We start from the raw sequence: 23952 nt of genomic DNA, 5'->3' as shown, positions 1-23952 counted from the left end.
CTATGCTGATTTAGGGTTGCTGATATTTCAATGCAATAATATTGCGGTGCTTGTATGCATCAAATAGCGTTAATAACTCAGGAGTATATGTTAACACCTGGTTAAAACCAAGTGCCTGATAAAAATCAGTAATATGTTGGTAAGCGAATGTGTAAACAACGTCGGTTTGCTGATTTAAAAGCGTGCTTAACAGCTTTGTTGCAACACCAGTTGAGCGGTATTCAGGGGCCACAAAAACAGTCGATAAAAATAAAAAAGTCGGTTTATGTTGTAAGCGGCACGCCGCAATCATCGTGTGGTTATCGTAAGCGACCCACAGTTGGTCTTGTTTATTTGCGCGACCGCGAACTTTATGTAAGGTATAAAACTTGTTTATTAAGGGCGTTTTAACTGGTTCTAATTGTTTTATAACAACCATAGCAAGTAAACTCTAACTTAGCATAAGTGCCAAATATTGCTCAAACTTTTGCTTTAAAAAACCTTGCTCCGCAACAGGACGACTATGCAGGGTGTCGTAAACTTGTTCACGCGTTTTCTTGCCACGCTTAATTTGATATGCCCAAAATGAAGCTTCGTAGTCTAACTGAATTTGATACTTTTGCTCTCGTGGTAAATCACACAGGTTATAACTCATATTACCCCTTTCACTGGCCCGATAAAACTTAGATTATACGTTTAAACTTATAATAAACTAACTCTATAGCGAATAAAAAGAATCTGCCGTAAATAATCTAAGGGGATCAATAATTGTTAAAGATAGACTTTGCTAGATCATGACTAGAAACTGGGCAAAACACAGCCAATTTGTTATTATACCCACCTACTCATTTGCCTCTAATAGACTGGAAATACTGACGTGTTTAAATACTCTAAAGGACTACTTGTATTAATAGGTTTAGTTTTTAGCAATCCGTCATTTGGCCATAGTTACAGCTATACATTTAATCGCCCGCAGAACACCCAGCAAGCAAATTATACTATTGAGCTATTACAATTAGCGTATGCAGATATAGGCTTTAAATTAAATATTATCGATTTTAATCGCCAGAATGCATTATTTGCGGCAAATAATGGCATGTTAGATGGGCAGCTTGCTCGTGATATTAGTATTGAAAGTGCTTACAAAAACTTAATTCGAGTTAATTACCCGTTATTTAAATTTAGTCTTGAGCTTTATAAGCACTGTGAACCCAGCTCTACTAAAACAATGGATAGCGTTGCTATTATAGCCAGCTACCCTGTGCAACAACGATATTTAGACAGTATTGATTTTCAAGGCGAGGTTATTGAAGTAAAAAATAATACCACTCAATTAAATTTACTGATCCAGCAAAAAGTAGAAGCTGCATTACTAATTGATTTTGCGATGGCCAATAAAACTATTCCTCCTGCTTTAGGTTGCTATGAAAAACAAGTGGTTGCTACCTACCCGCTTTATCATTATTTACATAATAGCCATGCGAGTATTGCTTTGCAGCTTGAGACTACACTTAAGAAATTACACAACAATGGCACGGTAGCTAAACTCAGGTCAAAGTACAAACTACAATTTTAAAAATCAAAGCCTTGCTGCCGTGTTGGCGAAGCGGTTTGCTCAGCTTTATTTTTTTGCTGTAAATAACGTTTATAGCGTTGTTGGCATAGGCTCAATACTTTCTTTTTTTGGGCATTGGTTAACGAATTCCACGAAAATCGCTCATCACGACTGCGATAACATCCTTTGCAGTAGCCTCGATTATTAACCAAGCAAATACCTTTACAAGGGCTAGGAATATCAAATATTTCAATTTGTTGCATCAAACCCTCCAGTCTAAAAAAGCATAGCTTGAGTATAGCGCTATTTTTGTGCAAAAAAAAAGCAGCCAATTAATTGCTGCTTTTATCTTAGCTGTTAATTAATGTTCACAGCTTTGTTCATCTACTTGTGTTTTTCTATGATACGGTTTGGCGTACATCGCTAGTACCAAAGATCTTAATTCTTCTGGCACTTTTGCTAAACGCTCTGCAAATTGTGCTGCATCATTTTTATTTATAACCGCTTCAGTACAACCACCGGCAATATAATTGCCTGGGTGCAAATAAAACGAATCAATTATTTGCTTATCAATGGTTTTTGCCAATTCATCGGCACTATCGCAATCTGACTGAATAGGCTGGCCAAACGATAAGTGCACATGCCCTTTGGCTGAACTAAAACCTTCAACAATGCTAGCAATATCTTCACCCGCCGATTTCACATATTTACCATGATGCTGTTTATGGTAAAGCTCTTTTGCCTTAGCTATTGCACAGGGTTCATATTGGTAAGATATTGCAACCGGCACCACTTTTAGTTCTTTAATGTATTCGCCAAATTCTTTCTTTTGTTTACGTCCATTTAGTTGCAGCATTTTTAATAGTGCGGGATCGGTTTGATCTACACCATCTTTGGCACGGCCTTCTTTTTGAGCAATCCAAATAGAATGCCCACTGCTGAGTGAGTCATAAATATAAGCCGATAATTGAGTCAGCGCTTTTAACATCTCCTTTGGAGCTTTAGCTGAGCGTTTTACAATAAAACTTTTATTTAAACGCATAAGCTCAGTAATGTATGGGATTTGCAGTAAGTTATCACCAATCGCAATTCTCACGGTTTTCATTTTATGCTGAAAAAGGCCCCAATTAACCAATGCAGGATCGAGTACAATGTCTCTGTGGTTTGAAACAAAAAGATAGGCTTGATCAGGGTCTAACGCCTCTAAGCCCGAAAAAGTAACGTTTGATGTGGTGCGGTTTACTAATTTATTTAAGTAATGTGCAACTTCATTTTGTACATCTTCAACTGTTTTAACTTTGCCCCATTTTTTACGCAACTGATGCTTTATTATAGCGCGTGCTAAAAACCCAACTGCGGATATAAAGCGTGGCAAATTATACTTTGCTATCACATCAAGAAACGCATTATCGTTAATTAATCGCGTTAATGAGGCGGCAACTTCATCGTCATTGTAAGGTCTTATATCTGCGTACTTATCTTCTAGTTCTATCATTTACTGCATCTACAAAGTTAAAAACGGCGCGCGAAAACGCCCCGTTATGTCTGATTTTGATTATAACTCAAGCAAAAATACGAAACTAGCAATACTAAAGTTCGATTTACTGAGTTTTCATAGCGTTATAGTTTAGTACTGAGCATCATTGCCAGATTAACCGCTCATGTGTATAAACTATAGCTATTAATTATTAATTCAAATGGATAGACCTTACTAATAGCACTTTGTTCAAGTTAACTTAGCAAGGCAGTTGGTCATAATAACATGCAAGTTAACCCTCAGTGGGCAGACCACATTTAAATATGACTTTACTCCTGTTAATGTGAACACAATAAGCTAAGTCTAAATAAATCTATAACATTCAATTAAATAATGATCTTTTTATCTGCGTACAGAGGTTACTCCCTCTCTAACACATACACATATTAGGACACACCGTGAATATAACAATTCTTGATAACGCAACACTGGCAAACACGTCACTGGATGGTATTTCAGCACTTGGAGAGCTCACAGTGCATCAGCTAACTAGCCCTGAACAAGTATTAGCGCATAGCCAAAATGCAGAAGTTTTAATCACCAACAAAGTGGTGATTAATCGTGACACTATGATGCAATTAAAATCATTAAAGCTCATTTGTGTTAGTGCAACGGGTACCAATAATGTTGATTTAAATGCCGCGAAAGACTTAGGCATAGCAGTTACTAATGTTGCCGGTTATTCGACCCCTTCTGTTGTTCAGCATACCTTTTCGTTGATCACTAACTTATTAGGTAATACTCACCGCTATCAAGCAGATTGTCAGCAAGGCGCGTGGCAAAAAAGTGAGATGTTTTGTCGACTGGATTACAACTTTAATGACATCCAGGGCAAAACATTAGCCATTATTGGTGGTGGCACTTTAGGTAATGCAGTATCTAAAGTGGCTGAAGCGTTTGGCGCCAATGTAATTATTGCAGAGCGTAAAGGCGCAGCGTGTCGCAACGGACGCACCCCGTTTGAAACAGCAATAAAAACAGCAGATATTATTAGCGTTCACTGCCCACTTAATGATGAAACACGCGACTTAATTACACTTAATGAATTAAAAATGATGAAACCGACTGCGCTAATTATTAATACCGCACGCGGCGGGATAATCAATGAAGCAGACTTAGTAGAAGCATTAAAAGCCAATATTATTGCCGGTGCGGGCGTTGATGTACTTACCAAAGAGCCCGCTGAGCTGACCAATCCTCTGGCTAATTATACGGGTGATAACTTACTACTTACCCCACATATAGCGTGGGCGAGCACTGAATCTATCGTGCGTTTAGTAAAAGAAGTGAGTTTAAATATTGCAGCCTTTAGTCAACAAGAGACTCGTAACCGCTTGGTTTAATGCCATAAAAGTAACTTAGTCAAAATTACTAAAAAGTGGCTTTTTAGATTTATATTTAAAAAAAGCCACCACCCCACCAAACACAATAAAAACAAGCTATTGATTTTTAAGACTTTAAAAACTGGCCTAGTCTTTGCTATATTGTTTTTAATTAATCATCTAAGGTAATAAAAAATGAAAAAAACACTTTTAATCGCTGCACTTACCGCTCCTTTTTTAACGGGTTGTGTAATCGCTGTATCAGATGGCGAAGCAGAGGGTCATTGGGCAGGTAATAGCTCTTCAGGTTGGCAAGCAACACATAAAAATAATCGTGAAATCATTTCGGGCTTGGCAATGGATAGCTCGTATCAGTCGGTATTAAACCAACTAAAAACACCTAACTTCACTGAATTGTTAAAAAAACAGGATGATGTTTACCAAGTCTTGTTCTACGCAACACACAGCATTCATTCAGATGGAAAAATGACCAAAGATGAATGTACACCGCTCGTTTTCAAAAATGATAAATTAGTGGGTATTGGTAGTTCAGCGTTATTGATGCTAACAAATTAAGCTCTCGAAAATACTATTGGGCGCTAATTTGATTGCGCCCTGACTTTTTAGCATTATATAAACCTGAGTCAGCCTCTTCTAATAACGCTTTCTCGGTGTATGCTTGACTGCTCTCACTTGAGGCAATTCCAATACTAATAGTAATGTGTGAAGCATTTAAAGATGCGTTGTGTTCTATATTCAAGTCATTAATAGCTTTGCGTAATTTATTAGCAAACGCAATAGCGCCTTGCTGATTGGTTTCTGGTAATACTGCAACAAACTCTTCACCACCATAACGGGCAACAAAATCACTGCCACGTTCACATTGCGCCACTAATGTTTGCGCCACTGCTTTTAAACACTCATCGCCAGCACGATGACCGTAGTAGTCGTTATAGCGCTTAAAGTGATCAATATCGATAAGCAGTACACACATGGAGGAATTATTACGCTTACTTCTTCGCCACTCTCGTTCTAAGTTTTCATCTAAATAACGTCTGTTAGGTATTTCTGTTAAACCATCAATAGACGCAAGCATTTCTAATAAATCGTTTTTTTGCTTAATGAGTAATTGATTACGTACACGCACTTTAACAATAGAGGCACAAAATGGCTTAACAATGTAATCCATTGCGCCTAACTCTAAGCCTTTTGCTTCGTCTTCATGAGAGCTATTCGCTGAGATAAAAATAATGGGGATTGTATGGCTTAGGCTGCTTTCTTTAAGCTCCACCAGCACGTCGTAACCATTCATGCCTGGCATCATAATGTCTAAAATAATTAAGTCTAATTGTGTGCGCTTAACAAATGCCAACGCCTCTTCACCACTAGCCACTAAGTAAACCTCATGCTCGTCACTTAGGGTTTTTTCTAAAATGATTCGGTTAAGCGCATCGTCATCTACAATTAATATTTTTGCTTTATTTATCATTGCTTACATCTAAACTTTTTATATAAATTTGCACTTGCTCTAACTGTATTATTAATTCTTTAATTGCAGCTGCGGCGTGCTCGCCGCCCGCTTTTAATACCTGCTCAGTGTGTTGAGCACACAATAATAATCGGTTAAAACCTAAATTTCCTGCTATCCCTTTTAAACTATGCACTAAGCGTACCATTTCAATACTAGGGTTGTTGTTTTGAAGCTCAGCTGAATATGACTCACTTAATGTCGCTAACTTGTCTAACATACTGTGCAGTACAGAGTGATCATCGTCAAACTGAGACAAAGCAAAGCCTTTATCAAAAAAGCGAGGCGCTGTGATACCAAGACTAGCCATTGCTGTAAATAAAACTGGCGCAACCACAGGCTTAGTTAAATGTTTATTCATCCCACCATTGAGTGAGCGCGAAATGTCGGCTGGTTCACTATGCGCGGTTAATGCAAAAATAGGTAATTGCTGAGCGTCAAACTGTTGGCGTATTATTTCAGTCGCTTGATAGCCATCAATTTTGGGCATTTGAATATCCATTAAGACTAAGTCGGGGCGTAAGCTACTTACCAATTCAATCCCTTTTTGCGGGTCATTGATCGTAACAACATTTACTCCAGCTTGACTCAAAATACTGCTAATAATATCGAGGTTCAATGGATTATCGTCTATCGCTAACACTAATATTCCTGAGACTGTATCACGCGGTTTTTGTGCTTTGTTTTCAATTGCCTTCACTATTTTTTGCGAGCTCAAATTAAGTAATCGCTGTGCAAGTGCGCTTGAGGGTAAGAACTGGGTAATAAGGGAATCATTTATTGGTGGCTGTTCGTCTTGATTATCTGTAATAACAACAACCGAAATAGCAGCTGTACGCAGTGTTGCTTTTATTTTTGGTGTTAAAAAGGCCGACAGCTCACACACATCAATGATTATTGTGTGCGCTTGCAGCAAATATTCTGGTTCAGCGATTACCCTATTAAGCGTTTGGTTATTAATAACAGGATACGCTTTAATTACTTGATTAAGTAACGTACTTTTAGCGCTAGTAATTACTAATAACTTATTTTCATCACGAGTAACTTTGTTGGTATCGGTCGCTAAATCGAGCGTAAAGTAAAAATAGCAACCTTGTCCTTTATCGCTATCAAGTGAAATTTCCCCGCCCATTAATGCCACACTGTGTTTTACTATTGCCAGCCCTAAACCTACTCCTTGATGCTGACGAGTGGATGACTCATCGCCTTGGGTGAAGGCATCAAATAAACGGCGTTGATCGGCTTGAGCAATCCCCTCACCTGTATCTATAACCCCAAAACAGATACGCTGTAACTCATTACGGCTACTTGGCTGTAACTGCATTTTTAATGTCACGTTGCCTGTAGGAGTAAATTTAACAGCATTGGTTAATAAGTTACCTAACACTTGTTGCAAACGAATGGAGTCGCCAACTAAAAAAGGGGAAATATGTGGGTCAATATCAACTTTTAGCTGTATCTGCTTTGCTTGGCATAAAGGCAAAATTAAGCTTTCGCAGGTATCAATCAAATCAACTAGGCATAAAGGCGCTAATTGCAGCGTTGCTTCATTACTTTCAACACGCGCAAAATCAAGCATACTATTAAGCATTTGTAATAAATTATTGGCTGCATACGTCGCTTGGCTGGTCTGTTGCAATTGTCGCTGCGTTAATCCATGCTCTGCTAACATATCTAGTAACCCCAGTATGGCATTGAGGGGAGTACGTATTTCGTGGCTTAAATTAGCAATAAAGCGACTTTTAGCCAAAGTGGCTCGCTCTGCATCATCTTTGGCTTTCGTAAGCTCAGTAACATCTTGAATATGAATAACATAATATAGCGGCTGAGCATTCTCATTCCAAATTAATGACATACTCAACTGCAACCAAGCATTTAATTGAGTGTGCGCAAAAGTTAAATGAAACACCTGTTTTTTGTTGTGCAGTAGTTGCTGCAGTAAGGCGTCGAGTTCTTGCCACTGAGTGTCACTAAATAGTGTATCAAACGGGGTATCTGTTAATTGATGATGTTTGGTAAACAGTTTTCGCGCGGCTTTATTAACCTGTAAAATAGCGTACTCTAGTGAAAGTAAAAACACCCCATTGGCAGCAAATTCAATGGCACTTCTAAATTTAGATTCCGACTCTTTTAATGCATATAAAGTATGTTGCTGTGCAGTAATATCGCGACCAATTCCCATTGTGCCTAGCAATTGGAGCTGTTCATCATAAAACGGAGCAATCGTTAACTGATAGGTTTGCTTAGCAACGTCTATACGCTGCTGAATTTGCATTTTATGCTGTAATGCTTGCTGCTCCAGCCGCTGGATTTGCTCGTAGCTGCGACTAATGCTATGCATATTTTGACCAATAAGTTCGCTTTGGCTCTTACCTATAAACTGCTCAAATGCTTTATTACACCCTAAAAAGGTGCCGTCTGTATTTTTAAAATATATAAAGTCAGGCACGCTGTTAAGTACTGTATTTAGCAGGGCTAAATGTCGCTCTTTTGCTTGGTCACTATGTTTTAATTTTTCAGATTTGAGCTGCACCTGCTCATCTAACTTTTTATTAGCATTTTGTAATGAAATAACTAAACGTTCATTTTTCGCAAAAATAGCTTTCACCTTAGCAAACCAAGGTTGCCAATTTAATGGTACTTTGTAATTTAAATAACCCGTGTTGTCATCGTTATGATGTTCTAAGTAACGCATTAGCTCTGTCATAGGCCTTATAAATATACGCTTGCTTAACCAAAAAAAGACATAAAACATCAAGCATAAAAATAATGCTAATGAAATAAACTCCAACACCACTTCTTGCACAAGGCTACTGGTAAGCATTTGCTTATCAGCAAGAAACCCTAAATGAATCGGAGTCTGATCTGAGGGTTGAATTAAAAAAAGCGGTTCAGACAGGGCCGTAAGCTTTGATGAGCGCGTATTAATTTGAGGCCAGTATGCCGAAAAATTTATCGCTTGGTTAATTGACTGCTGTGAACTGGCAATAATTTGATTTGCTTGATTAATAAAAACATACTCACCTTGCTTAGAGGTGATTTTGTTTAACCAACCAGAGATAGCCTGCAGTTCATAAATTAAAACAATATAATCAGAGGAATTTAGTTCACGCTGTCGCCCAATCGCAAAATATGCCTTATTACCTAAATTGATGACTGCACTCGAAGCCAATTTGTTTGATGACAGTAAGGGTTTAAAGTCGCCATTCAATAGCGGAGTAAATATATTATTTCGTGTATTGTCGCGCCGAGTTAAGTATGCAAACCCTCGTTCATCAACATACGCAATAGAATGCACAGATGAAAGCAGCGCTAAAGTGGTATTAAAAGAGGGTGCAAGCGATATAACCTGCTGCCATTGTAAAAGTGCCGACTCAGAATAACTAAACTGACCTTTACCTGCAATTTCACCGTTTAAATGTTCAAATTGGCGATAATAATAATGCTCATATTGGTTAATGTTTTCTGTAAGATTATAATTTTCTACAAGAAAAGTTTGCTTGTTATACATAACAAACATTGCATCAACCAAGTCCCCCATTGCTTGCATATCATGATCAAGCTGCGCAGATAATGCATTAAAATCAGTGGTCTTTTTTGTTATTGCACGTTCCATTTTTATATTATAAAAATGCAAACACAAAAAAGAGGCCACTAACAAAGGCAGTGCTAGCGCCACAAAAACAGAGCGATGATAATGTTCTAACGGTAAAAATTTCAACAAGTTACCTAATTATTGGCTCAAAAATCAAACTGTAGACTATCGAGCCAAGATGTTAAGCGCAAGTTATAAATTCTCCTCGGCAAATGACGCTAGTCGACTTCTTACTACACCATTAAGATTAACAGTAGCGCCGCCTTCAAAGTGCTTAAATCGCTCCACAATATAGGTAAGTCCAGAGGTAACCGCGGTTAAATAGTTACTGTCTATTTGTGCTAAATTTCCGGTACAAATAAGTTTAGTTCCTTCACCACAACGGGTAATAATGGTTTTGAGCTGAGAAGCCGTTAAGTTTTGGCTTTCATCTAAAATCACCACCGCATTTTGAATGCTTCGCCCACGCATAAAGTTCACCGATTTAAACTGAACATTGGCTTTTTCCATAATGTAATTACGGCTTGAAACAGGGTTCTCATCTCCTTTATGCAGCACCTCTAAGGTATCAGTTATTGCAGCCAGCCAAGGTGCCATTTTCTCTTCTTCGGTTTTCCTAAGATCCACACCTACGTTGTCAAAAAGTTACATTAATACTTATTTACTTAAATCCAAATTATTAATTATTTCCCTTTCAATTTGTATAGCTACAGTAACGTTTCTTCACATAACTCGATAAGCAACCGGAATATGATTTATCTATGGTTTGCATGAATTAACCAATACTTTCCTAATTCAGACTTGCGATGATCGCAATAATCCGATCAATATGAAATCCATCATAGCAGGTAAAACCACTAATAGAAATTTGAAGCCGAAGGCTTGGGTTAGATATAGAGTAACTAACGATCATCATTTCTAACTAAAACAAGTCCAATTATCAATATATAGCCTAACAGTGGCGCAAATCCAATTCTGTGTTGGTAAACCATATTCACAATAAGATAATAATGATACTGGCTCATTACTTGCACTTTTTCGAGAACATGACCACATGTAGAGAATAATAGGCTAACAGTGGGAAATATTTACACTATCAATGTAAGGATTACTTATGAAATACTCAAGATTTGCTGCAATGATCATCACCTCAACCATTACTATGTTTGTCATGATGTACCTCAACACTTACGCAGTATCACATATATGGTTTAGTGAAACGCGTATCTATATGGCGTTGTATATGGGAGCAGGTATGGCAATGATCATGCTGGCCTTTATGCTTGGCATGTACAGTAACAAGAAGCTCAACATGGCTATTTTTCTATTGGCGACAATACTGTTTGCCATATGTCTTTATCTTGTTCGCTCTCAAAGCACAATTTCTGACACTGCCTACATGAAAGCGATGATTCCTCATCACTCCATTGCTATTCTTACTAGTGAGCATTCAACTTTGGAGGATGTACGCGTGCGTGAATTGGCAAATGGTATTATTAAAGCCCAACGAAAAGAAATAAAAGAAATGGAATGGCTGATTAAAGATATTTCTGAAAATGGAAAGGTCAGCTCACAAGCTCAGGCTGAGCAACGACCGCTCCCAAAGTTTGAAGGCACACTGAACAAAGGAGACTAAGATGACTAAGACAGCTACCCTGTACAGAATGGTCACTGACGAACATATCTGCCCCTATGGTTTAAGGTCGAAAGATTTGCTGGAGAGGCAAGGGTATGATGTAGAAGATCATAAGCTCACGTCAAGACAACAAGCTGATGACTTCAAAGCTAAGCATGATGTCAAAACTACGCCACAAACCTTTATTGAAGGAAAGCGTGTCGGAGGATACGATGACTTAAGAGAGTATTTTGGTAAAGATGAAGCAGGTCAAACTGGCACAACCTACACGCCCGTTGTAGCCATTTTCTCGATAGCTGCACTTCTTGCTGTCGCATCTCAACATTTTGCTTCCGGCTCATTTATCTCCATCAGAACACTGATGCTATTTATAGCTTTTTCAATGACGCTCTTAGCGGTGCAAAAACTGAAAGACCTATACAGTTTCACAAATTCGTTTATTACTTATGATTTACTAGCGATGAGATGGATAAGATATGGTTATATTTATCCCTTCATTGAAGCATATGCAGGTATTGGTATGGTTGCCCAACTACAGCCTCTCGCAGTGGCACCATTTTCATTGTTTATCGGCACAGTTGGAGCAATTTCAGTTTTCAAAGCCGTTTACATCGACAAACGCCAGTTAAAGTGTGCCTGTGTAGGCGGCGATAGCAGTGTGCCACTTGGATTTGTATCGCTATCTGAAAACTTATTTATGATCGCGGGAGCATTGATTATGCTGCTGATGTAAAGGTATAGCTCTATTCGGCGGCCCCTTAACTGTTAAGATTAGACCTAGGATGCCAGCCCACACCTTTCTAATTCATATGTAACATTTTTTCTGTCGTACTGGCATCAAGATAACCAGAACTGAGCAAACAATCTCAAAGGTTGTACAAAATAACACTAAAGTTTTTTCATTAAGTTTTATTGTTATGCTCTTGTGGTGGCTTTCGCCACCACTTTATTAGTTTTCAAGTTCCACCATATCTTTCGCTGCAATGTCACCAGACACTAGCTTTACAGTTGCGAAATGATCATTCACAATTTTAGTAATTTGTACCGTTCCTACCTTTTCGATAGTGTAGGGATCTTCACCTTCACTCAATACTATTCTTTCATGGAATCTAATAACACTGTATTTTTGCCCAACCTCTGCGCCATGCTTAGCACCAATACAGATTAGAGTTCGATTATCAGAACTTTCTACTACCTGACCTCTCACCATGTATTTATGATAAAAAGTGGTATTGGAACAACCCACTAAATATAAACCGAATGTAAGCAATAAAAGAGCTTTTATATAGGGTGTTTTCATCACTGTTACCTCATTTGACTAACTAATTATCTATACACTTTTTTATGAATTCATTTGTTTTTCCGGCCAGCCCCCGAAGGTGCTTGATGACAACTCCAAGGCTTATGAACAGAGTTATCTTTGATGTTCTGATCAACAAATTTATAGTAACTTTCTTTAGTATGTGTCCACCAATCATTATGAACATCTGCGCCATACTTACGGATTACCTCCTCAATCCCATCAAGGCTTACGTTTGCGGCATCATAGGCAAGGTGTATTTCACCTTCTTTGATGTTGTAACTAACTTCATCTATACCAAAAAGCTGATCTATTTCTTTTACTAACTCGTCACAGCTTTCTTCTGTGACATTGCTAAGCTTTAGATTTCGAACAACTAAATTCTGCTCTCTAACGCCAACTCTATGATCTAAATCGCTCATAATTTTTCTCCTAATGTTTGTGTGAATGCTGTTGATTGCTATCTTTAATTTCTTCCATTTTCCGGTTCATCTGCGGCATCATGTTTTCCATCATTTCCAGATGATGTTCAGCCATTGCAATTTGTTTATGTATAGGTTTGTCTTCCATATCTCGATGCATGATCTGCATAATTTTCATCATTGAACGTCTATGTTGATGCATCATTCGCTGTTGCTTATCAGGGTCTTGTTCAGATTTAATTGCTAAAACTTCTTTTTTCATTTCCATCATCTTTTTATGCATTTTTTCCATATTTTCGTGTGACATCTCCATGCCTTGATGCATATCATATTTGTTCACACTTTCATGCTTATGGTCATGATCTTGGGCAAATGAGCTTGTGGCTACCATCAGTGAGCCAGAAAATAGAATTGATTTACCTAATGTTTTCATAATTTTTACCTTCTACATTTTATTAAAATTTGGAATCCAACTTGGTGTCGATTCCATATACCTGCGGTACTCAGAGCCAAACTCTGCAATCGCTTGTGCTTCTTCGCGTTTGGCTAGCTTGACATAAACAACGACTAAGATTGGAAACATCGTAAGTGTCGGGATGGTCGGCCACTGCAATAAAAAGCCAAACATGATTAGAATGAAAGCTACGTACTGTGGGTGACGACACCTCGCATACCATCCTGTAGTAGCCAATTGATGGTGTTTTTGCGCGTGATGCAATACGTTCCATGCTGAAGACAACATAAAGAAACCTGCAACAATAAACACCATACTCGCTATATGAAATGGGTCCCAATGGGCACCACCTTCAAAACCAAAGAAAGTATGCAATAAGTGTCCATTTTCATGCGCAAAGAAGTTTACTTCTGGATAGGTCTCCGTCAGCCACCCCGATAGAAAATAGATAGTTAAAGGAAAGCCATACATTTCAGTAAATAGGGCAACAATAAAGGCAGAGAACGCGCTTAGACTTCTCCAATCAGTTGATGTTTTTGGTTTGACAAAACTAAAGGCAAAAAAGATAAAAATTGCTGAGTTCAGTATCACCATTGACCATAAGCCATAATCATATGTTTCATTCATCACTGCTCTCCTTTTTATGTGATTCCTTACGTGCCTTTTCTAACCCTTGTATGTAGCCATCGTGATAGGCTGCATTTTTATCCGTGAGTTCTTAAGAGCTCTCTTCCTTTTTTTCATCAGGCGCATGTGAATGATCGTGACCATGTTTACCATGACTGCCATGCATAAATACGTGCATCAAGGGGCATAGCAATAAAATCAAGTAGGGAAGAAATTGCAGCATATGTTGACCATGCTCAAGCACTAAGAAGTAGGTCACTGCGGCAATAAGTGCCAGTGCAGCCCAGCCTGTAGGTGTTGACCAAAAATTAGTGTGTTGATTTTTCATATTGCCCTCCTAAACGACTTTTAAGACACCGCGATACATTTGCATCTGACAGTGAAACTCATGCTCTCCCGGTGATAAGTTCAATAGGGTAATTTGAGTAATTTCATTTAATTTAAGCTGTTCGCTTATATCCAATGAAGGAATAAGCATTGTTTCAGCGCAGGGGGATTGATCTTTGCGCATAAACTTCAGAGTGACAGGTTGGCTAGCAGACACCTGAATTGAGGATGGGGAATACACACCATCCCTCACTTCAATGAGTACTTCATTACCTTGAACGATTGTTTTATTGGGTTTATATAGCCAAAACCACCAAACAATCAGCGCGATTAACATTAAGCCTAATAAGTTAATAACCATCATTGTGATTCTCCTTAATGCTCTTTTGCTTTAAAAAAGCGAAGTCGATTTGCATTTGACACTACAGTCAATGACGAAAACGCCATTGCAGCACCTGCAATTACAGGGCTAAGCAGAATGCCAAAGAAGGGATATAGAACCCCCGCAGCAAAAGGAATCCCGGCTACGTTATAGACAAACGCGCCAAACAAGTTTTGTTTGATATTTCGTAAAGTAGCTTTGCTTACCGCTATGGCATCAGCAAGGCCATGAAGTGAACCACGCATTAGGGTAATGTCAGCACTTTCGATAGCTACATCAGTCCCTGTGCCTATGGCGAAGCCAACATCGGCTAACGCTAGCGCAGGAGCATCGTTGATGCCATCTCCTGTCATACCAACAATTTCGCCGCCTTCTTGTAGCTCTTTCACCTTGTTGGCTTTATCTTCTGGCAGCACTTCAGCAAGAAACTCACTAATACCCACTTTTTTAGCTACGGCGGCAGCGGTTTCCTTGTTATCACCCGTTAACATGATGACGCGTATACCATTAGCCTGAAGCCGTTTGATAGCAGAGATTGAGTCTGACTTGATAGGATCTGCAACAGCAATGATTGCTGCAAGTTCACCATCTACAGCAAAGTACATAGGTGTTTTGGCTTCTTTGGCTAAAGACTGTGCTTGTTCAACAAAGCCTGTGAGGTCTATGCCTTTTAACTTCATTAGTTTATCGTTTCCGAAAAGCAGGGCTTTGTTGTTGCAGCTTGCTTCTACACCAAAACCCGTAATGGCGTTAAAGGCTTCAATTTTTAGTAACTCAATATCCTGATCTAACGCACTTTCAACAATCGCTTGCGCTAAAGGATGCTCTGAGCCGCTTTCTAAACTTGCTGCAAGCTGTAGTACGTCTTTTTCGTCAGTAGCTTTTGCTAAAATAATATCGGTTACCTTAGGTGCCCCTTCAGTAATAGTGCCCGTTTTATCTAAAATCATGGCAGTGATTTTAGAGGCGGTTTGCAGTGCCTCACCGTTGCGAATAAGCACTCCGGCTTCTGCTGCTTTTCCTACTCCCACCATGACAGACATGGGTGTTGCCAAACCTAAAGCACACGGGCAGGCAATAATAAGCACAGTAGTTGCTGAAACGATGGCAAAAGCAATGGCTGGCTCAGGTCCAAAGTTAAGCCATGCTAGCGCACTTAACACAGAGGTGATCATCACGACAGGTACGAAAAAAGCTGAAATAACATCGGCCAAACGGCCAATCGGCGGTTTTGAATTTTGTGCTCGTTTCACCATATTGATGATCTGTGCAAGCGCCGTGTCTTTACCAACGCGTGTGGCTCTAAATAAAATCATGCCTGATTTGTTCAAAGTACCTGCGACAACCTCATCTTCTTCAGCTTTTTCAGCAGGCATAGGTTCGCCTGTCAGCATGGACTCATCAATAGAGGTGTGTCCTTCCAATACCACGCCATCGACGGGAATTTTTTCACCCGGTTTTACCTTCACAATATCGTTAAATAAAACCTGCTCAATACCTATCTGAACTTCTTTGTTGTCACGAACCACGGTTGCTGTTTTGGCTTGCAAGCCGATAAGACGTTTAATGGCCTCAGAGGTTTTACCTCTGGCTTTGATTTCTAATGCTAAACCTAAATCAATTAAGCCAATGATCATGGCGGTAGCTTCAAAATAAACATGCCGTGCCATCAATGGAACAGCGTCAGGTGCAAACACGACAACCATCGAATACAACCAAGCCGTGCCTGTTCCTAAAGCAATTAGGGTGTCCATATTGGCTGAATGATTTTTGAAGCTCTTCCATGCTCCTACATAGAAATGCTTGCCTGAAAAATACATAACACCAAAAGTTAAAATGCCTACAACCAACCAAGAAATTCGTTCAAGGTTTGTTTCAACCGTCATTTCTCCAACTACAATGCTGTAGATCATCAAAGGAACGCCGAGTGAAAGGGCAATAAACGTATCGCGCATTAGCTTTTTGTAATATGCAAAATCCGCCGCCTCTTTCTCATCAAGCGCATCTGTTGCTGAGCTATCATCAATTGGCTTCGCGTTATACCCCACAGACTCAACAGCTTTGACCAATTCTTCTGTTTTAGCTGTCCCATAAACTGTTACTGTCCTATCAGCAAAATTCATTTCCGCACTGACGACTCCAAGAGTTGCATTTAATGCCCCTTCAATTTTGCCTACACAGCTAGCACACCCAGCGCCTTCAATGATAAGCTGTTGGTTATGTGATACTTTCTCCAACGTATTCTCCTTACTTTTACACGAAGAGGATTGAGCTTTTGCCTGACAGCAACAGCCTGATTCAGTTTTTATATTTGTGTTAGTAGCCACCCTTTTTCCTCCTATGTTTTTTTAATTTGCTCAAAGTTTTCGATGAGATGACAAACCATGTTTGCAGTCGGTGCTTTGTCTTCCATTTCTTCCCATCGAGAAAGCGCAGAAGACATTTTTCCTCGAAGTGCCAACATTGCTTGAAACTGTTTTTCTGTTTCTTCGAGCCGCTCTTTGATCAGGCTTCTGACTAATGGGCACGCACTTTTACCATCTTCAGATTCATTAATAATTTCCTTGATATCTACAACGGAAAAACCAAGGTTTCTGGCACTTAAAATGAATTTAAGTCTCGATACTTCTTTATTCGAGTATGACTTGTAGCCGTTCACTGACTTGGCAGGTTTTAACAGTCCCAATCGCGAGTAATAGCGCACCGTATCAGCAGTCGTTCCAAGGCTTTTTGCCAGCTCTGCAACTTTCATGTTCACTCCTTAGTTCTTCACCTAAGTTTGTAATCTCACCTACAGCTTAGACCTGTGTCTAAGACACAGGTCAAGTGATTATTCGTGATTAATAATGCAAAAGCTAAAAACTAATTTTTTGGTAAAAGAGAAATCTCGGTCAAAATCGACAGTATTAATTACTGTAAATGGCAATAACTTGAGCATTTTCATAGTGCCTTCAAAATATCGTACTAATCGTTCAAAACAATTGATTATTTAAATCAATGAATAAGTCATTCTATTTTTGATGGGAGTGGCGAAAAAAAGACGCACTGTTCCCGTGATTAGCCAATAATTGGTGGACGATAAAGTAAGAGATGGATACCAGATTTTGGTAGGGGTGTACGCTGTAGAATTAGCTCAGAATGAATATTGCAAATACCTTCGTCTTGCGCTTCCACAAGATAGGCATTTAAATGAAAGCTTGTACAAAAACCGCCTTCACAACAAACACAATCACCAGCTTTACATTTTTCACAGTCTTCATCACCATGACGGTTTTTAGAATCTTGCGAATTTTCAGTGTGATAGTGACTATTGTCAATCATTGATTGATGATGCATATTTTTGCTTGGTTGTATAATATGCGTGTCGGATGAGCCATTATGATGCTCTTCACAATTCATTGGTTTAGCAATCGCAAAGCCATGCTGCGTAAGCAACACAGTTATTATTACTATTTTAAACCACCTGAAAAGTCCAAACATTATCATTCCTTCTTTAGCACCTACAATATTAGCCACTTTATAAAAATAATTTTATGATCTTGATCAACCTTTGAACTAAAACCTACGTTCTAACCTAGCCCTTAAAGTCTGCTTCAAAACATTTTATACACACTTTTAATATACGAATTACTCTAGTACTGCTGAGTTTACTAGCACCATAGAACTTTTAAAAACAACAGCAAAGCCACCATTCATAGCCACACTAATCAGCGCTTGGTCTTCAAAAATTATGCTGCCTAGCTTGTAGTCATGTTTGAAATCGGCCACCTCTAATTGGCTGACAATAAAAAGCTCTTCATAAATTGTTATTAAGATGCCAAAATGCCCATATTGACGTATTGCTTGCCTAAATTGTTGAGTATCATTGAGCCACGACATGATTCTCCTTTCTATACTAGGTTGCTTCCAATAAGTAGCTAATCGTTTTTGTTGTGGCGTAGCACTCTCATAGATAGTTTCGAGATCATTTAACAAGGTTTGCAGTAAAGATTCCGCAAGTAAGCTTGACTTCACCATTAAGGAGGAAATGGATTCATTTTGTCCTACTTCAAATTGTTCTTGGAGTAAGATATCTCCGCCATCAAGCATATATGTGATTTTGTGTATGCTTACACCTGCAAATTCTGGTAGATCCACAATGTAAGTTAATGGCGTAGGGCCTCTACCTTTAGGTAAAAGTGAGGGATGAATATTAAAGGCATATTTTATATCTGTTATGGGCAGTCTATATCCATAGTCAGCAACGACAAAAAGAGTTACTCCAGATTTTATATATTCATCAAGTTCTTCTTTAGTCGGTCTTAAAGAATGTGTCATTATCTTATGTATGCCACAAATTCGTTTAACGATACTTGCGTTTTCCTCTACATCATTAATATAAACAGCTTCAACACTAAAGCCTTGGTTAACCATAAATGTTAAACAGTTTGAAAAGAGATTATTTCCGAAATAGAGGACTTTCATATTCAATTGATCCATTCGATAGCGCTAAAGCCAGCAAAAAGCAAAGGTTGGTGAAGTAAATAAATCAGTAAAGAGTGTTGACTAAGCAATGTCAAATAAGGGTTTATCGCATGTTGATTGGCGGGAGCCAGACGAAAGATTCGGAAATTTGCAGCCCAGATACCGAGCAAGGGCAAAGCCAACCAAGGAAAAAGAGTAACCAAGTCACTAGGATGTTTTGAAATATATTGTTCAATATAGCTAAAAGGCCAATTCCACGGTATTTCTATCGCTATGTATGCGCTAAAAATAAATAAAGATAGCAGCAAAGCAAGTTTAGGTTTCCCCACCAACCAAACTAATAGAAGTGTTGCAACTGCTATGAAGTGTAAAATACCAAAGTAAATCCAATGTTCTGGCAAGGTAAATAGTGAGGATAAAGTCACTAGTAACGCAGCACTAGATATCTTAACCGTTCGCCAAGCTAATTTCTTCGCTGATATACCACCTTGATAGGAATAAACCAGACTGGCACCAACAGAAAACAAGAACAAACTTACAATTATTGCTCTTAGCTCTTTCCAGAAAAAGCCGTTAGGTATGTCTGTTCTAATATAACCAAAATAGTTTAAATCCCAGACAAAATGAAAAGCTACCATCAATATAATTGCGGTAGCTCTCATTAAATCAATGTAGTTATTTCTTCGTATTAAAACCAAAATCTTAAACCGGCAACAAACTCAGTATCGTTGCTGCTCTGCTCGTTTAGCTTGGCGTAATCTGCTGTGCTACCAAATTTATTAGTCCACTCTACACCTACATAAGGTGCAAATTGGCGAGTAAATTCATAACGAACCCTAACGCCAATAGCAGTACTAGATAGCCCACTGCCTAGCTCATTTTGTTCATCGTCTTTACCATAAAATGTTATTTCAGCACGAGGCTGTATAATGAGCCTTTGTGTTAAAAGCAGCTCATATTCAGCTTGTGCTGTAAATGCTGTATTGCCGCTCTCACCTACATACGCTGTCATATCAAGCTCAAACCAATAAGGTGCTAAGCCTTGAATACCAAACGCTAACCATTGACGGTTTTTGCCTTCTTTATAATAATCGTAGCGAATACCGACTTGCGTATCCCAATAAGCCGAAATTGCATGACCCCATAAAATATCAGTTTGATTTTCTTCAAGCTTGCCATAACTAACATCGCCCTCGGTTTTTATCACTAATCGATTAAAGGTGGTGCCGTACCAAGCTTGTAAATCGAAAACAGCAGCATCGGCTTGTTCGTTATACTCAAGGCGATCACCTAAAATAGCGTAAAACTTATACTCATCTGCAAGGGTTAAGCGCTCGCCATCTGCTAAAGCATATGGCCCTTGCGTTAAGGTTGTGCCATTAGCATAAGCGTGTGGATCGCGAGCATTTTTAGGGGCATCGCCGCCTTGCGGCTGCATTTTATCGCCCGCCATATCGCCAGACATGTCGCCCATTTCAGTTTGAGCAAACACATTCAGGCTCAATAACGGTGCGCTAATTAATAGTGCACTAGTAAGTACTGTTGATAAGGTTAAATTTCTCATGATACAACCACCTCTCTAAACATACCTGCATCCATATGAAACAGTAAATGACAATGCCAAGCCCAACGACCAAGATCATGTGGCGTAGTTAAAAAGCTAATTCTTTGGGCGGGCTGTACCATTATGGTATGGCGGCGAACTAACACATCGCCTTGATCGTTCTCCAAGTCGCTCCACATACCATGTAAATGCATAGGGTGTGTCATCATGGTATCGTTTTGTAAAATAACTCGTACCCGCTGATTATGCTTCATATGCACAGGGGTACTTTTACCAAACTCTAAGCCATCAAAAGACCAGCTGTAGCGTTCCATGTTGCCGGTTAAATGCAGCTCAATTTCGGCTTCGGGTGCTTGGTGGTCAACTATGCCATCAAGAGAGCGTAAATCTGCAAGTGTTAAAACTCGACGGCCGTTATTGCGCAGCCCAACACCAGGATCGTCTAAGTTTGTGCGTGGCGTATCAATGCGCGCATCAATTGAGGCGCCATATTCTGTTTTAGCGTGGCGAACTTTCTGACTTGGAACAGCCAGTGGGTTTTTACCCATATTATGCTTACTATGGTCCATTGCCATCGCTCCATGACCCATTGCACTATGATCCATTTTATTAGAATTCATGCCCGACATGTCTGCCATACCTGCCATCGCGGAATGCTCACCACCTTGGGCCATATTCCCCATCATATCTGTCATCGTTAACCATTCAACGGGATCTAGAGCAGGTACTGGTGCATTAATATTAGGTGCCATTGATAAAGTACCTTTAGCATAACCTGAGCGATCCATGCTTTGTGCAAAAATCGTATATGCATCATTTTTTGGCTCGACAAGTACATCATAAGTTTCACCGGGACCAAATCTAAATTCATCTACTGTCACAGGTTCAACATTTTGTCCATCAGCTTGTACAACTGTTAACTTCAGCTCAGGTATTCTTACATCAAAAAACGTATTGCTAGAACCATTAATAAATCTAAGCCTAACCTTTTCGCCAGCTTTAAACATTCCACGCCAGTTTGTCAAAGGCGCACAACCATTCATTAAAAAAGTCATTGCAGATGCTGATAAGTCTGCAAGATCTGTAGGGTTCATTCTCATTTTATTCCACATTTCCCGGCGTTGTAGCGCATTTGAAACGCTGCTATTTGAAATGTCATCAAAAAACTCTGGAACAGTAGGTTGATTAAAGTTAAATACATCCCCCTGAATTTTTAATTTACGGAATAACTCCATAGGATCATCATCAGTCCAATCAGACAATAGGATGACATGCTCATTGTCAGCACTAATAATATCCTTTTCTCTTGGCTCAATAATTAACGCCCCATACATACCGGTCATTTCTTGAAAGCCACTGTGTGAGTGATACCAATAAGTACCGCTTTGTTGTAACTTAAATTTATAAACAAACGTTTCGCCAGGCATAATGCCTTTAAAGCTAATGCCCGGTACACCATCCATTTGATACGGAAGAATGATCCCATGCCAATGAATTGAACTCGGCACTGATAATTTATTAGTTACCCTGATAGTAACGTCATCACCTTCTCTGAGGCGCAAGGTAGGAGCTGGTATTGAGCCATTGATTGTTGTAGCCATTCTTACAACACCTGTGAAGTTTACGGGTGACTCATCTATAACTAAATCTATTACTTCTCCACTTAGTTCGGGCGCAGTACCTGTTGAAGTTCCAGCAATCAAAGATGAAGCTGCATGAAGAACACTTGGAAAAGCAGCTAATATACCGCCAGCAGCTAAACCTTGTACAAAGCGTCTACGCGGTGTAGAAATTTGATGTAATGGATTTTTAATTCTCATTTTGTACTCCGTTATTTAACCAATAAATTAATGTGACCAATGAATGTGCTTAATCTTCCATTCACCATTTTGTTTTTCCAGCACCATCGTTTCCATGCCTTGATAATCGCGTTCAACACCTTTATGAGTACCTGTAGTTTGACTACGCGACGCAGAGATAGCGGTATTTCCAAGTATCGTCACTTGATGTTCAAGTGTGTCGCTCTTCATCGCTGCTAAATACTTCATATCCGACAACATATGATGATGAGCATATTCATCAGCGCTCCTTTCAACGCGGCCTCCCTCGAAAATGGTGACATCATCCGCTAACTGCGCTCTAGCCTGTTTTTGATTGCCAGTTTCAAGTGCTTGATGAAATGCCAAAACAACTTTTGCGGCAGGGGTATCTATACCTTTAAACAAACCTTTGTCTTTGTTCTTATCACCATGAGAGTTTGCTGCGAAACTAAACGTCATTAATAAAACAAGTAATATATTTATTGTTTTCATTTTCATTCTCTCTTTTAGGTTTTAATTTGCAGGGCCAACAACACTAGTAAGCCCAGCCGTTACAGATAAAATGGCAAAAGCTACTACCATTTCTATCGAGATAGATTTAGATAACGCCTCCCTGCCTTGACTATTTTTAAGTTGTGGAACGAGTATTAGTTTATGTTTAGCAGCAAGTGCCAAAATAGACACTACAAGGGCCAATTTAAACAACAGTGTTTGTCCGTAACTTGAGCTTATTAGTGCATCAAGACTTCCGACCAATTGAATCACGAGCCAGAGGCCTGCTACCAACAATAGGCTCAATGTAAAACTTGCTTGTTTGCCAAAGCTTTCCATCAGCAAATGAAGTTCTGCATAACTTAGCTGATGGCAAGCCTGTTTTAGTGGCAATAACGCCCCAAACCACCATGCCATAACGAGCACATGCAAAATAAGCAAGCCTTTTTCAATTGTGCCTAACTCAGAAATATGACCCAGTAACGTGAATGAGTATGCAAGGATTAATAAACTCAACATTAAAGCGCTTTGTTTTAAGTACGAGTTCACAGCGAGTTTGAACCTTAAAGCTAAAGCGATTATTGCGGTAACTAGCCCAAGCGCTCGAAGCAAAGCTCCAGTGCCGACAGAGGAGTCCCACATAATAGCCAATATATCAGCGTCTATCGCCCCCTGAATTCCCTCTTCTGCCATTGCACCAGTACTGGCAAAGAACCAAGTAATATTAGCGATCAAAGCCATAACTATATAAGTTCTTGTCCACGTTAAATTCGCTATTACAGCATTAGTATGAGATTCATTATTCTCAAATATTTGCCTGAAAAATGTATAACCAGCAATACAGGCAAAGCCGACGTAAAATACAATTTTAGACAGTACAATGACTGTATTCCAGATATACATTTCCATATCAATCACACCGCCTATTTTAGTGAACCATAAAGCCGA

25 protein-coding genes and 2 pseudogenes are annotated in these 23952 nt (G+C 39.2%); 5 read left to right on the top strand and 22 right to left on the bottom strand.

Features of this window, described 5'->3' with window-relative positions:
• Positions 1-10: 10 nt before the first annotated feature.
• Positions 11-418 carry a GNAT family N-acetyltransferase gene (locus tag QL989_RS02315; protein WP_138609142.1) on the bottom strand — a complete coding sequence of 136 codons (408 nt, stop codon included), beginning with the start codon at positions 416-418 and terminating at the stop codon, positions 11-13.
• A 12-nt stretch (positions 419-430) separates the two neighbouring features.
• The gene (locus QL989_RS02310) at positions 431-634 is read right to left on the bottom strand and encodes a DUF3283 family protein (RefSeq protein WP_008113353.1); all 204 of its coding nucleotides are present in this window, start codon (positions 632-634) and stop codon (positions 431-433) included.
• 222 nt (positions 635-856) lie between these two features.
• On the opposite strand from QL989_RS02310, the gene QL989_RS02305 reads away from it, so the two are divergent.
• The gene (locus QL989_RS02305; RefSeq protein WP_178956576.1) at positions 857-1555 is read left to right on the top strand and encodes a transporter substrate-binding domain-containing protein; all 699 of its coding nucleotides are present in this window, start codon (positions 857-859) and stop codon (positions 1553-1555) included.
• Here the strand turns inward: QL989_RS02305 and QL989_RS02300 are convergent.
• The gene (locus tag QL989_RS02300; protein WP_138609136.1) at positions 1552-1797 is read right to left on the bottom strand and encodes a DUF1289 domain-containing protein; all 246 of its coding nucleotides are present in this window, start codon (positions 1795-1797) and stop codon (positions 1552-1554) included. The genes QL989_RS02305 and QL989_RS02300 overlap by 4 nt on opposite strands.
• 98 nt (positions 1798-1895) lie before the next feature.
• Positions 1896-3029 carry a 1-acyl-sn-glycerol-3-phosphate acyltransferase gene (locus QL989_RS02295; protein ID WP_178956577.1) on the bottom strand — a complete coding sequence of 378 codons (1134 nt, stop codon included), beginning with the start codon at positions 3027-3029 and terminating at the stop codon, positions 1896-1898.
• A gap of 440 nt (positions 3030-3469) precedes the next feature.
• On the opposite strand from QL989_RS02295, the gene QL989_RS02290 reads away from it, so the two are divergent.
• Positions 3470-4414, top strand: coding sequence for a D-2-hydroxyacid dehydrogenase (locus QL989_RS02290; RefSeq protein ID WP_290167884.1), 945 nt, complete (start codon positions 3470-3472; stop codon positions 4412-4414).
• A gap of 174 nt (positions 4415-4588) precedes the next feature.
• A complete protein-coding gene (locus tag QL989_RS02285; protein WP_131691685.1) occupies positions 4589-4969 on the top strand; it encodes a DUF3192 domain-containing protein in 381 nt (126 codons plus the stop codon).
• Positions 4970-4982: 13 nt separating this feature from the next.
• On the opposite strand, the gene QL989_RS02280 is transcribed toward QL989_RS02285, so the two are convergent.
• The 3 genes and pseudogenes from QL989_RS02280 to QL989_RS02270 all read right to left on the bottom strand — a co-directional run.
• Positions 4983-5882 (bottom strand): diguanylate cyclase, encoded by a 900-nt coding sequence (locus QL989_RS02280; protein WP_290167879.1) that lies wholly within the window; start codon positions 5880-5882, stop codon positions 4983-4985.
• A complete protein-coding gene (locus tag QL989_RS02275; RefSeq protein ID WP_290167876.1) occupies positions 5872-9642 on the bottom strand; it encodes a PAS domain-containing hybrid sensor histidine kinase/response regulator in 3771 nt (1256 codons plus the stop codon). The genes QL989_RS02280 and QL989_RS02275 overlap by 11 nt, the downstream gene beginning before the upstream one ends.
• A gap of 66 nt (positions 9643-9708) precedes the next feature.
• Positions 9709-10227: pseudogene (locus tag QL989_RS02270) on the bottom strand (PhoH family protein); the annotation flags it as partial.
• A gap of 403 nt (positions 10228-10630) precedes the next feature.
• Between QL989_RS02270 and QL989_RS02265 the strand changes: the two are divergent.
• Positions 10631-11152 (top strand): DUF305 domain-containing protein, encoded by a 522-nt coding sequence (locus tag QL989_RS02265; protein ID WP_008128012.1) that lies wholly within the window; start codon positions 10631-10633, stop codon positions 11150-11152.
• A gap of 1 nt (position 11153) precedes the next feature.
• Positions 11154-11885, top strand: a complete 732-nt coding sequence (locus QL989_RS02260) for a glutaredoxin (RefSeq protein WP_008109669.1) — start codon at positions 11154-11156, stop codon at positions 11883-11885.
• Between the two features lie 216 nt (positions 11886-12101).
• Here the strand turns inward: QL989_RS02260 and QL989_RS02255 are convergent, their stop codons facing one another.
• The 15 genes and pseudogenes from QL989_RS02255 to QL989_RS02185 form a co-directional block, all read right to left on the bottom strand.
• Positions 12102-12452 (bottom strand): hypothetical protein, encoded by a 351-nt coding sequence (locus QL989_RS02255; protein ID WP_024602002.1) that lies wholly within the window; start codon positions 12450-12452, stop codon positions 12102-12104.
• 50 nt (positions 12453-12502) lie between these two features.
• Positions 12503-12874, bottom strand: a complete 372-nt coding sequence (locus QL989_RS02250; RefSeq protein WP_063529851.1) for a hypothetical protein — start codon at positions 12872-12874, stop codon at positions 12503-12505.
• A 10-nt stretch (positions 12875-12884) separates the two neighbouring features.
• Positions 12885-13307 carry a hypothetical protein gene (locus QL989_RS02245; protein ID WP_290167871.1) on the bottom strand — a complete coding sequence of 141 codons (423 nt, stop codon included), beginning with the start codon at positions 13305-13307 and terminating at the stop codon, positions 12885-12887.
• Positions 13308-13319: 12 nt separating this feature from the next.
• The gene (locus tag QL989_RS02240; RefSeq protein WP_290167869.1) at positions 13320-13955 is read right to left on the bottom strand and encodes an isoprenylcysteine carboxylmethyltransferase family protein; all 636 of its coding nucleotides are present in this window, start codon (positions 13953-13955) and stop codon (positions 13320-13322) included.
• Positions 13948-14283 (bottom strand): annotated as a pseudogene (locus tag QL989_RS02235) (DUF2933 domain-containing protein). The gene QL989_RS02240 and the pseudogene QL989_RS02235 overlap by 8 nt, the downstream one beginning before the upstream one ends.
• A 9-nt stretch (positions 14284-14292) precedes the next feature.
• The gene (locus QL989_RS02230) at positions 14293-14646 is read right to left on the bottom strand and encodes a cupredoxin domain-containing protein (RefSeq protein ID WP_004589267.1); all 354 of its coding nucleotides are present in this window, start codon (positions 14644-14646) and stop codon (positions 14293-14295) included.
• A gap of 11 nt (positions 14647-14657) precedes the next feature.
• On the bottom strand, positions 14658-16901 hold the full coding sequence (locus QL989_RS02225; RefSeq protein ID WP_290167867.1) for a heavy metal translocating P-type ATPase: 2244 nt from the start codon (positions 16899-16901) through the stop codon (positions 14658-14660).
• A 101-nt stretch (positions 16902-17002) separates the two neighbouring features.
• Entirely contained in the window at positions 17003-17416 is a 414-nt protein-coding gene (locus QL989_RS02220; RefSeq protein ID WP_008109656.1) for a MerR family transcriptional regulator, read from the bottom strand.
• A 305-nt stretch (positions 17417-17721) separates the two neighbouring features.
• A complete protein-coding gene (locus tag QL989_RS02215; protein WP_004589264.1) occupies positions 17722-18144 on the bottom strand; it encodes a hypothetical protein in 423 nt (140 codons plus the stop codon).
• Positions 18145-18291: 147 nt separating this feature from the next.
• Positions 18292-19143 (bottom strand): formyltransferase family protein, encoded by an 852-nt coding sequence (locus tag QL989_RS02210; protein WP_238529425.1) that lies wholly within the window; start codon positions 19141-19143, stop codon positions 18292-18294.
• The gene (locus QL989_RS02205) at positions 19131-19826 is read right to left on the bottom strand and encodes a heparan-alpha-glucosaminide N-acetyltransferase (RefSeq protein ID WP_259413530.1); all 696 of its coding nucleotides are present in this window, start codon (positions 19824-19826) and stop codon (positions 19131-19133) included. The genes QL989_RS02210 and QL989_RS02205 overlap by 13 nt, the downstream gene beginning before the upstream one ends.
• Complete coding sequence (locus tag QL989_RS02200) at positions 19817-20692, bottom strand: copper resistance protein B (RefSeq protein ID WP_008109642.1); 876 nt, start codon at positions 20690-20692, stop codon at positions 19817-19819. The genes QL989_RS02205 and QL989_RS02200 overlap by 10 nt, the downstream gene beginning before the upstream one ends.
• Positions 20689-22512: a copper resistance system multicopper oxidase gene (locus tag QL989_RS02195; RefSeq protein ID WP_138739852.1), complete on the bottom strand. Its 1824-nt coding sequence runs from the start codon at positions 22510-22512 to the stop codon at positions 20689-20691. The genes QL989_RS02200 and QL989_RS02195 overlap by 4 nt, the downstream gene beginning before the upstream one ends.
• Before the next feature lie 27 nt (positions 22513-22539).
• A complete protein-coding gene (locus QL989_RS02190; protein ID WP_008109640.1) occupies positions 22540-23010 on the bottom strand; it encodes a nuclear transport factor 2 family protein in 471 nt (156 codons plus the stop codon).
• A gap of 15 nt (positions 23011-23025) precedes the next feature.
• Positions 23026-23913, bottom strand: coding sequence for a CopD family protein (locus QL989_RS02185; protein WP_024596191.1), 888 nt, complete (start codon positions 23911-23913; stop codon positions 23026-23028).
• Positions 23914-23952: the final 39 nt, after the last annotated feature.

The sequence above is a fragment of the Pseudoalteromonas sp. APC 3224 genome (genome assembly GCF_030407535.1).
Taxonomy (GTDB): Bacteria; Pseudomonadota; Gammaproteobacteria; order Enterobacterales; family Alteromonadaceae; genus Pseudoalteromonas.
This window is presented reverse-complemented; position numbering and strand designations above follow the sequence as displayed.